The 10570-nt window shown below is 49.4% G+C and carries 8 protein-coding genes; 2 read left to right on the forward strand and 6 right to left on the reverse strand.

The window, feature by feature from the left end; genetic code table 11:
* Positions 1 to 353: 353 nt before the first annotated feature.
* The 6 genes from H6F93_RS07050 to H6F93_RS07075 form a co-directional block, all read right to left on the reverse strand.
* Complete coding sequence (locus H6F93_RS07050; RefSeq protein WP_190679864.1) at positions 354 to 674, reverse strand: hypothetical protein; 321 nt, start codon at positions 672 to 674, stop codon at positions 354 to 356.
* A 121-nt stretch (positions 675 to 795) separates the two neighbouring features.
* Positions 796 to 1215, reverse strand: a complete 420-nt coding sequence (locus H6F93_RS07055) for a response regulator (protein WP_190679865.1) — start codon at positions 1213 to 1215, stop codon at positions 796 to 798.
* Between the two features lie 150 nt (positions 1216 to 1365).
* Entirely contained in the window at positions 1366 to 1755 is a 390-nt protein-coding gene (locus tag H6F93_RS07060; protein WP_190679866.1) for a response regulator, read from the reverse strand.
* A gap of 11 nt (positions 1756 to 1766) precedes the next feature.
* A complete protein-coding gene (locus H6F93_RS07065) occupies positions 1767 to 2021 on the reverse strand; it encodes a hypothetical protein (protein ID WP_190679867.1) in 255 nt (84 codons plus the stop codon).
* Positions 2022 to 2152: 131 nt separating this feature from the next.
* Positions 2153 to 6319: a chemotaxis protein CheB gene (locus tag H6F93_RS07070; protein ID WP_190679868.1), complete on the reverse strand. Its 4167-nt coding sequence runs from the start codon at positions 6317 to 6319 to the stop codon at positions 2153 to 2155.
* A gap of 96 nt (positions 6320 to 6415) precedes the next feature.
* A complete protein-coding gene (locus H6F93_RS07075; protein WP_347277259.1) occupies positions 6416 to 6697 on the reverse strand; it encodes a helix-turn-helix domain-containing protein in 282 nt (93 codons plus the stop codon).
* 355 nt (positions 6698 to 7052) lie between these two features.
* On the opposite strand from H6F93_RS07075, the gene H6F93_RS07080 reads away from it, so the two are divergent.
* Positions 7053 to 7352 (forward strand): helix-turn-helix domain-containing protein, encoded by a 300-nt coding sequence (locus tag H6F93_RS07080; RefSeq protein ID WP_524537910.1) that lies wholly within the window; start codon positions 7053 to 7055, stop codon positions 7350 to 7352.
* Positions 7349 to 10432 carry a hybrid sensor histidine kinase/response regulator gene (locus H6F93_RS07085; protein WP_190679870.1) on the forward strand — a complete coding sequence of 1028 codons (3084 nt, stop codon included), beginning with the start codon at positions 7349 to 7351 and terminating at the stop codon, positions 10430 to 10432. Before H6F93_RS07080 ends, H6F93_RS07085 begins: the two co-directional genes overlap by 4 nt.
* The last annotated feature ends 138 nt before the right edge of the window (positions 10433 to 10570 follow it).

Here is a 10570-nt window from a genome sequence, read left to right on the forward strand (position 1 = left end):
CTTGATCTCTCAAAAGTGTATTTAGACCTTAAGTGTACCGCTGTTCGGTCACGACATGGGTCGCGTTCCACGATAAATGACCGTGACCCGCTGCTTGGTGACCGCAGATTGGCATGATGAGAGCGAAGCTGTCACCAGATGCAATTAGACCGAATCCCAAGCTTGAAACAACGTAAATTCGTTAGCCAGTAGAGGCAAATGAGAGATACAACAGAAATTTTTAGTACATGCAAACTGCTCTCAATCCCTGCGCCCGCAGTGGTTTCAGCCTAATTGCATTTCATGACGGCTTCGCTCATCACCCCCAATAGGGGATCGTTTGGTTGAGCCGAACGGTAAGGCGATCGCCCCACCTATCTACTCAACCGCTCGATTTTCTCAATCTTCTGCCGTAGCGTCTCCATCTCTCGCTCCAGTCGATTCAGTTCCTTCCCGCGAGCGATCGCCTCCTCATACTGCCCCACCTCAGAAGCCTTCAGATACTTCGATTTCTTCCCGCCAAACTGCGCTTTACGGCTCCTTAACTGCCAGTGAACATTGTCACTTCTGGCAGTTCCAGACGGCTTCGACTGGGAAATCCAGCAATCTAACAATACATTGCCCTGCTCTCTGATCTTGAACTGCTGCAACTGTAGAGAAGCGATTTTTTCGAGCAATGCCTGGTATCCGTTCATTTTTTTGATTCGTGTGCAATCTAGAGATATTCTAGCAATTTGCACACGAATCAATAATAGTTTTCTGCTCGACGGCAAAGCTGGGCAAAGGCTTGGACGCTGCCTCGATCGCCCCTACTCCTCAACCTTGATATTGAACTTTATTAGAAGTCAACTCCAACACGGCTTGTAGCAACATATCTTGATCGACAGGTTTAGCTAAATGTTGCTGAAATCCAGCTGCAGTGGATTTCTGCTGGTCTATTTCCCTGGCATTAGCAGTTAGGGCGATCGCAAGCACCTGTCCTCCTTGCCCAACCGTCAATCCTCTAATTTGACGGATCAACGTATGCCCGTCTTGGTCAGGCATCCTGATATCACTGATTAAGATATCTGGTTGCTGCTCTAGGAAGACTTGAAATGCGTCATGCGCTGAGCTAACTGCGGTTACGATTGCACCGTAAGTCTCAAACAGAAATGCGAAAAATTGAAGGTTGTCATTATCGTCATCGACAATTAGCACCTTCAAGCCATCCAGACTAGGGTTACTGCTGGGGGACATAGATCAAGATTCTGTCACGGGATTTGTAGAACAAGCTTGATAGTCGCACAAAGAATTTTACTGTCGTTGTGGTTACTCAACAAATCCAAGTATCTCTACCCTGAGACAGGCGACCATCATCATTAGTAGTGTTCTCTTGCCCATCGCAGATTAAGTATTGTTCTCGCTCTTTCCATCTCTTGCCCGCCCAGCAAGCTTGAGCACCGTTTGAACTAACTCGTCTGGGTCTAACGGCTTGGACAAAAAATAGTGAAATCCGGCTCTCAATGCTTCGTAAGCATCAACTTCTCCAAGATAGGACGATAGAGCAATAGCTGGGAGTTCACGCCCTCCTCCCTCTAGCTGCCTGACTTGTTCGATCAACCAGCGTCCATCCTCTTTAGGTAGCCTAACGTTGCTGACCAAAACGTCTGGTTGCCGCTGTTCTAACTGACTTAGTGCTTCAATAGCAGAACCTGCTGAGATGATTCTGGCTCCGTTCCCCTCAAGAATGAACGTGAGCAGTGCTTCTAGTTCAGGCTCATCCTCCACTAAGAGCACTGTCAGTCCTGCTAACAAGGACTTTTGAAAAAAGGCTTGTCTTCTGTATTTTGCATAACGGTAGCAGCGAATACAACTGCTTTATGGCTTGATATTAGCAGAGGAAAATTTTTGGTTGTTAGTAAAGTTTCAAAGGCAACTGTCCCATTTTCGGCAACTGGGTAATCAAACACCAGAAGGCTGGAATTGCGCAAAACCGTTCCTTGTAAGTTAGACCGTCCCATTTGTGGCTGCAGATCGGACAGTTTAAGCCGATCGATAGCCATAAATAGGGAGTTGCCAGAAGCTATATTTTACGAGAGTTTCAGCCTTAACGACCAAAAATTTTCCTCTGCTATAACTGAGCCTAATTAAGAGTAGCTAAGCAGTTGAAAACAAAAGCGCAACAACACCGCTCTTATCCAGTTTCTTCTGTTGAAAGCGTGTGGATTGACACGATTGCTCTGACTAATTCCTCTGGCTCTATAGGTTTCGCAATATGACGTTGAAACCCAGCCTGGCTCGCCCGTTGTCGTTCTGTCTCACTCACGTAAGCAGTCAGCGCGACGGCTGGAATTTGTCCTCCAGCTTTTGCATCAAGTAAACGCACTTGTCGCATCAACCAATAGCCGTCTTCTTCCGGCATTCCGATGTCGCAAATCAGCACATTGTACTGACTGGGAGCTTGATTCAAAGCGGATAAAGCGTCTCTGGCAGATGACGTGCTTTGCACTTCAGCCCCATAATTTTCTAGCACAAACTTGAGTAGCTCACAGGTATCAATTTCATCATCAACCGCTAAGATCTGCAAGCCTGCTAAGGAAGGAACCAGATCACTCGAACTCTCTAATGCCGTGGGTTCTGAATCGCTCGATGGGGTAAACTCTTGGGGGAGATCGCGCAGGGGCAACCTGATGGTAAGCACTGTTCCTTGTCCTTCACCTGGACTGGCTGCTTGCACTGTGCCACCATGCAGCTCAACGAGATAGCGCACGATCGAGAGTCCCAGTCCTAGACCTGGCTTCGCTTTTGTCGTACTAGAATCGCCTTGCCGAAATCGATCAAAAACGTGCGGCAATAAGTCAGCTGAAATCCCTTGCCCAGTGTCAGTGACTTGGATTTGCGCCTGTTCCTGGACACGCTCTAGCGTGATTTCAATGCGTCCACCTGCAGGGGTAAACTTAACCGCGTTTGACAGCAAGTTCCACATGACTTGCTGCAAGCGATCGCTATCCCCAACAACCTCTTCCGCATTCAACTGAGAAATGATTTGAATATTTTTGGCTTCGGCGGATAATTGAACGGTCTCGATCACAGCTTGCACCACCAAGCGCAGATCCAGCGGGCGAGTGCGGAGATGGAGCTTGCCGCTGACAATCCGAGAGGTATCTAAAATATCTTCAATGAGCTGGGATTGCGCTCTTGCACTCCGCTCAATCACCTCCAAAGCACGAGCGACAGTAGCTTCATTCAGGGCACGGGCGCGGAGCTGATGTGCCCAGCCCAGAATCGTGTTGAGGGGATTGCGGAGTTCATGGGAGAGGTTTGAAAGGAATTCATCCTTGGCTCGGTTCGCGGTTTCCGCTGACTGACGGGCTGCCTGCTCTTGTGCCAGTAGCTGCGATCGCTCTGTTTCAAACTGCTGGCGCTTGGTAATGTCTGAGATTGCCAGCAAAATCATAGCAGTATGGTTGCTTTGTTGCAGCTTGCAAGCGTTGAACAGCATTGTTTTTTGCCCAATTCGCTCAAAATAACGATCCACCTCAAGATCCTGAATCTGATGATGATTAACAAGAATCTCTTCTAGAGCAGATCGCAGTTGGGGAATGTTCCACTGCCCATTGCCTAGCTCAAACAAGGAAGATTGCACGGTTTCTGATGCCGAAACTTGAAACATTTCGCAGAACGATCGATTGACCGTATTCACTACCATATCGGCATTTAGCACCAAGAGCGGGGTTTGCACCGTCTCGACGATCGCTTCTGCATAGTTACGCGCCATCTCCAAGCTGGCAGCATGACGTTTGAGCGTGTCGATATCGAGGAAAACCATTGTCACCCCGTCAATTTGGTTTTCGGTCGTGCGATAAGGACGAATCCGCAGGGCATACCAATTGCCCCCCTGCGTTTGAAGTTCTTGTTCTTTGGTGTTGAGCGTCTCCAGCACTTCCAGAGCCATCGATTCTAAGTTAGAAACATCAAAATCGGTGCGGAGGTGGTTCAACGGTCGTCCGACATCGCTGGAAATGAAATTAAATAGTCGTTGCGCGGCGGGTGTAAAGCGACGAATTCTTAAATCATTGGTCAGCATCAAGATCGGCACACTGATGCTGTCAACAAAATTGTTGAGGTCGCTGTTGTCTCGGTTTTGTTGCAGGTTGCGGCTCCGCAGTTCGTCGTTAGTGGTGGAGAGTTCCTCATTGGTTGCTTGAATCTCTTCTTTCGCCGTTTGGAGTTCTTCATTGGTGCTTTGCAACTCCTCATTGCTCGACAGGATTTCTTCGCTTGCCACTCGCAGGCTTTGGTTGAGGTAACTGTGTTCTTGAATCACCGCTTGTAAATGCGCTTGAGCCGACAGCTCTCGTTGAGTCGCGGCGGCTAGTGCCTGACGAAGCTGCACAATCTCGCGCTCCAGGGTTTCTGGATCTTGGCGTTCAGCCGAAGTGGACGTAGGCTGAGTCGCTGGAGACAAAACCGCTTCAAATATCACCAGAAAATAGAGTGTATTCGCGGTCGCAGGCTTGAATGGCATCACTTCTAGATTGAGCAGAGTTGGTGACCCTCGTTCACCCGTTTCAATCCCAATGCGTTCTTGTCGAACCGCAAGGTTTTGAGTTTGGGCTTGATAAAGGGCGGTGCGAAGTGGAATCGTTAATCCTTCTCGTGCCATCAGCAGCAAGTCTAAGTCAGTGGTGCCAGGAGATAGCCTCAAGTAGGGATCGAGGTCTCCCCGCAGATGCAGAATGTGCATCTGATCGTTGGTGACGACAGACACTGGCGCGTAGCGATTGGAGATCAGTTGGTCAACTTCTCGCGCTAAGTCAAAATTATTGGCGATCGTTTCAATCACTTGTGGCTGCCTTTCGCCACCGACAACCGGGTAAGACCTGGTCGTAAACGAAAACAGGGGACGAGTCGAGGTCAGCTTGCGAGTGTAAATTTTGGCGGTTTCATCGACTGAGGTAAACAGGTTTGAGGCGGTCTTGACGCTTTCGGACGTGCCCAGCACTAGAAAGCCCGTTAAGTTGAGACTGTAGTGAAACAGCGACATGATGCGTTCTTGCAACGGATCTGATAAATAAATCAGCACATTGCGACAGCTAATCAGGTCAAGATTCGAGAACGGTGGGTCGCCTCCTAAGTTGTGTCGAGCAAACACACACAGTTCCCGAACGGTGCTGCTAATCTGATACCCCCCGGTTGCCAGAGGGACAAAGAAGCGATTGCGACGATCCGCTGAAACGGCTTCCATTTGACTGTCTGAGTAGAAGCCTGACCTAGCTCGGTTAATGGCGGCTTCGCTGATGTCGGTGGCAAAAATCTGGATCGGCGGCACGGTGGCGCGATCGCTGAAAAACTCCAATAAGCAAATGGCGATTGAGTAAACTTCTTCACCCGTTGAACATCCTGCCACCCAAATCCGAATGGGAGTGTCTGCGGTTTTGTTCTGGCTAATCGTCGGAAAAACCTGCGTCTTTAACTGCTCAAAGGTTTCTGGATCACGAAAGAAACTGGTGACATGAATCAGAATTTCTTCATAGAGTGCTTGAACTTCAGCTGGGTGTTCTTGCAGATACTGAGCATACTCCTCTAAACTTTCGAGCTTATACAGCAGCATTCGACGCTGCATTCGGCGCTCGATCGTCGTGGGTTTGTAAAGCGTGAAGTCAACACCAATCGTGGTTCGCAGCAGCGCAAAAATGGTCGTCAAGGCATCGTCCGCTTCAGGCAATTCCTTCACAGTCCGAAGGGGTTCTGAGTCAGACAAAAGTGGACTGCGACTGATGGTTACCAACTCTGCGGCAATGGCTTGCGGCGGTAGCACAAAATCAACGTATCCCGTGGCCACGGCAGTGTTGGGCATACTGTCAAATTTTGCGCTCGCTTCACACTGAGCGAACGTCACACCACCCGCCACTTTAACGGCTTTTAACCCCCGCGAGCCGTCTCCATCCATGCCCGATAGAACAACCACAATCGCCTTATTCCCTCGATCCACTGCCAAAGACTCAAAAAATACATCTCCCGGCATGTATTTGCCCTGGACTTTTTGGCGCGGAGCGAGATGGAAGATTCCATCCTCTAAGGTCATCTGATTATCGGGCGGAATCACATAAATCTCGTTTGGCTCGACCGTCATCTGGTCTTGCACCTGTTGCACAGGCATTTCGGTCACTCTACCTAAGATCTCAGACAATAGACTTTCGTGGTCAGGAGATAGGTGTTGAATCAGCACAAAGGCCATGCCCGTATTCGTCGGCAAGTGAGAGATCAGGTCTGTAAATGCCTCTAATCCGCCTGCGGAAGCAGCGATTCCCACCATTGGAAAAGGAGCATTCGTTTTAACGAGACGCTCTATGTCCATAGGTTCAAAAGTGTTGGCTTTAAGTGAATTTTCGGGAGTAAGTGAGTCATGAATACGCCATACGCTACTGATTCTGAGGATTGAAGGACTGGAGAACTAAGAATTTTTCTGAAAATATTGCTCCAGCAACTGGTGAGCTATTTTGCGATCTGCTTCGCTGCCAAACTGACTCATTTCGATTGCCAAAGCGCTCAGTTGCCGCACGGCTAAGGGCATTGGCTTGGCTCGATCGTTCTCCCAGCGGTTTACGGTGACTAAAGTTACACCTAGCTTGGCGGCAAATTGTTCTTGAGTCAGCCCACATAGCGCTCTCAATTCACGAACAAGAACATTCAGAGCAGCGGCAGAGGGTTTAGCTTTACACATTGTCAAAGACACGAATCACCTTATTAGGCATAACAAATGATGCGTCATCTGATTAATAGTTAACACGTCAAGAAAGTGAGCACCTCTACCTCTAGAGATCTCTTATTTGTAAAAGCCTGCTGGTTGGCTCTGCCCTTATCTCCAAATCCGCGGTACCCTCGGTAGCATCTATCAAGATGAGCTTTTTGCCTCGCTCTTTCCAAGACGCGGACAACCTGCACAAACTCCCTAGCAATTGCCGTTAGTTTGCGTAATCGCAAAATGCTCAGTTAGAAGTTATGTTCAGGTACCTAAATCCACTCATACCCTGAGATAGATTTCTTCTCAAAATAAACGACGTTCATATAGATAGAGGACTTTATAAAGTGTGAACGATGTGGCTTTTCATCAGGACTATTTAGGGATCGAACAACCCGCTATTGGTCAACTGATTCGGGAACTCCGGCAGACTTTAAAGCTGACTCAGGAAAAGTTTGCGGCTCAGCTTGGCGTCTCCTTTCCCACGATCAACCGCTGGGAAAACGGACATGCTACGCCTTCGCCCTTAGCACTCAAGCAAATTGATATACTACTCCATCAGTTGTCCCAATCGCCCAACGCAACATTACGAGAACATAGCCAGGACATGCGAGGAAAATATTTTCCCGCAAGAGAGCTAAAAGCATGAGGGCGGAGGAACCAAAGGAAATTGCTGACTCCCCTTTTGCGGGGAACAGCGAGATCAGTGCGTTACTACGATCGTATGACTGGTCGCAAACGCCACTGGGTGGGATCGAAACCTGGTCAGAGAGCTTGAAAGCAGCAGTACAAAGTCGGTTAGCTGAACTCAATCAAGCTCAAAGACCCGAAGCGATGCCGCACGCATCGGTACTGTCGCAAAACTGTAACCAAACAGATGCACTGCGTGAATCCGAAGCAAGATACCGGACGTTGTTCAAGTTGACCGACCAGGGTTGCTGCATTTGCGAGATGCTGTTTGATGAGAACGGTAAACCCGCCGATTACCGCTTTCTTGAAGTTAATCCAGTGTTTGAACACCTCACCGGATTGGAGCAAGCCACAGGAAAACGGATGCGGGAACTCGCTCCCAACCTTGAAGCTTACTGGGTTGAAATCTATGGCAGAGTCGTACAAAGTAGGGAATCTGCTCGATTCGAGAATTACGCAAGTGCTCTAGATCGTTGGTTTGACATCAACGCTTTTTGCATCGGCGAGCCGCAAGACCATCAGTTCGCCGTTTTGTTTACCAACATTACTGAACGCAAAAAAGTTGAGCAGGAACGAGATCGGTTTCTTGCCGCCGGGTCAGATTTACAAGTGATTATGAGCAGCCACGGCTATTTCCACTGGGTCAGCCCAGCTTTTGAGCGTATTCTCGGCTGGACACCTGAGGAAATGATATCCCGCCCCTGGACTGATTTCCTGCATCCAGACGATATCTTCGCATCTGTGTCGGAAAGCGTCAGCGTGTTATCAGGCAATGAAACGTTTGCGTTTGAAAACCGCTATCGGCACAAAGACGGCTCCTACCACTGGTTGCTCTGGAGAGCGCAGCCTCACTTAGAAGCACAAGTGCTTTATGCAACGGCGGTAGATATCACCGATCGCGTGCGCGTCGAAGACGAACGCAAACAGGCAGAAGCCGCCCTACGTCAATCTGAAGAACAGTATCGCATTGTGTTTGAGTCGATCGACGAAGGGTTTTGCACGATTGAACTGCTCTTTGATGCCGAGGGCAAGCCGTTTGATCACCGCATTTTGCAAGCCAATCCAGCCTTCAAGCGACAGACCGGTATTGCCAACCCAGAAGGCAAAAGGGCAAGTGAACTGATACCGGGACTGGAACAGTATTGGAATGACCTTTACGCACAAGTCATTCACACCGGTGAATCTATCCGCACTGAAGTGCGCTCGGATGCGCTCGATCGTTGGTTTGACGTTTTGGTGTCGCGGGTCGGCGATGCAGCCATGTGCCAGGTGGCGATCGTGTTTGCTGACATCAGCGATCGCAAACAAGCTGAAGCCATCATTACCCACGATCTGAAAAATACTCGGCTGTTGCGCGACTTGAGCGCACGAATGATCGCTGAAGACAACATTCAGGTGCTTTACGACGAAATTGTCTCTGCTGCAATTACCCTGACACGGGCAGATACCGGTTCAATTCAAGCGCTGGATGAATCAACCCAAGAGCTAGTGCTGATCGCCACCCAGGGGATTGATCGAACCGTTATTAAGCGTTTCCAGCGCATGAGTGCCAGTTCAATCACGTCTTGCGGTAGGGTTTTGGCAACGGGTAAGCGCGCCTTTGTAGATTTTGATGCACCAGAAAGCGAAGACCCTGACGGATCTCTCCGTCTACATCTCAAGACTGGGTTAATTTCTGCCCAATCTACCCCACTCATCGGACGTTCAGGTAGGCGGATCGGTATGGTTTCGACGCATTGGCGTAAACACCACCGACCGACTGAGCAAGAACTCCGTTTTCTGGATCTGTTGGCGCGTCAGGCTGCCGACCTGATTGAACAGCGACAGACTGAAGCGGAACGCAAACAAGTTTTAGATCGCGAACAGGCAGCACGAGAAGAAGCAGAACGAGCGAACCGCATCAAAGATGAATTTCTCGCCGTGCTGTCCCACGAGTTGCGATCGCCCTTAAATCCGATTTTGGGCTGGACACAACTGCTGCGAAACGGCAAAGTCGCTCCTGCCCGTCAAAAGGATGCTTTAGCCACAATCGAGCGTAACGCCAAACTCCAAGCGCAACTGATTGAGGACTTGCTCGACATTTCCCGCATCATGCAGGGCAAGCTGAGCTTAAGCGCGACTTCGGTCAGTTTGGCATTTATCATTGCTGCTGCTGTTGAAACCGTGAGTTTAGCGGCAGACGCGAAAAACATCCAAATCACGCTTGACCTTGACCCGGATGTTGCTCCAGTCTTTGGCGATGCTGCCCGGCTGCAACAAGTGGTTTGGAATCTGCTCACCAATGCACTCAAGTTCACAGGCAACGGTGGGCAGGTGACCATCCAACTGAAGCAAGTTGCTGAGGAAGGCAGCTTGGGCAATTCGACGGTGCAAATTCGAGTCATCGATACGGGCAAGGGAATCAGTCCGCAATTTCTGCCTCATGTGTTTGAGTATTTTCGGCAAGAAGACGGCTCAACGACTCGCAAATTTGGTGGTCTGGGGTTGGGATTGGCGATCGTGCGGCAAATTGTGGAACTACATGGTGGCACGGTTCAAGCAGAAAGTAGCGGTGAGCATCAAGGCTCAACTTTCATTGTGCAGTTGCCGACGTTGCAAGCAAACCCGCTCAATCTTGAACCCGTTCAGGTTCAAGCCAACTCAGAAATGCAGCTTCAAAATGTGCACATTTTGCTTGTAGATGACGATACCGATACCCGCGAGTTTGAGGCGTTTCTGCTGGAACGACAGGGGGCAACGGTGATTGCCGCTGCCTCTGGCTCAGAAGCGTTGCAGGCACTCGATCGCTTGATCCCAGATGTAATTGTCAGTGATATCGGTATGGCAGAAATCGATGGCTATATGCTGATGCAGCAGATCCGCTCACGCCCACCGGCTCAAGGCGGAATGATTCCCGCGATCGCGCTTACTGCCTATGCCACAGAAATCGATCAGGAAAAAGCGCTGCAATCTGGATTTCAAAAACATTTGACGAAACCACTAGAGCCAGAACAACTCGTTAGTGCAGTCATTACACTACTTAATTCAAATCGGCATTGAGTTAAACTCAGCGGGGTGGGTGACGGCTCCGCTGAGTTTAACTCCTCTGCTAATATCAAGCCTTATTGGAAAACGTCAGCGCCATTGCTGCATCGGCCTTGACGCGAGATTGGGATCGAATCCACGCGATCACAAACG

Origin of the sequence: Leptolyngbya sp. FACHB-671 (assembly GCF_014695745.1) — a bacterium.
Taxonomy (GTDB): domain Bacteria; phylum Cyanobacteriota; class Cyanobacteriia; order Elainellales; family Elainellaceae; genus JAAUTN01.

What these genes read in the sequence shown, in the direction of transcription:
- H6F93_RS07085 (WP_190679870.1), top strand. Translation starts at nt 7,349, where the DNA reads ATGAGGGCGGAGGAACCAAAGGAAATTGCTGACTCCCCTTTTGCGGGG.
- H6F93_RS07070 (WP_190679868.1), bottom strand. Translation starts at nt 6,319, where the DNA reads ATGGACATAGAGCGTCTCGTTAAAACGAATGCTCCTTTTCCAATGGTG.
- H6F93_RS07065 (WP_190679867.1), bottom strand. Translation starts at nt 2,021, where the DNA reads ATGGCTATCGATCGGCTTAAACTGTCCGATCTGCAGCCACAAATGGGA.
- H6F93_RS07055 (WP_190679865.1), bottom strand. Translation starts at nt 1,215, where the DNA reads ATGTCCCCCAGCAGTAACCCTAGTCTGGATGGCTTGAAGGTGCTAATT.
- H6F93_RS07050 (WP_190679864.1), bottom strand. Translation starts at nt 674, where the DNA reads ATGAACGGATACCAGGCATTGCTCGAAAAAATCGCTTCTCTACAGTTG.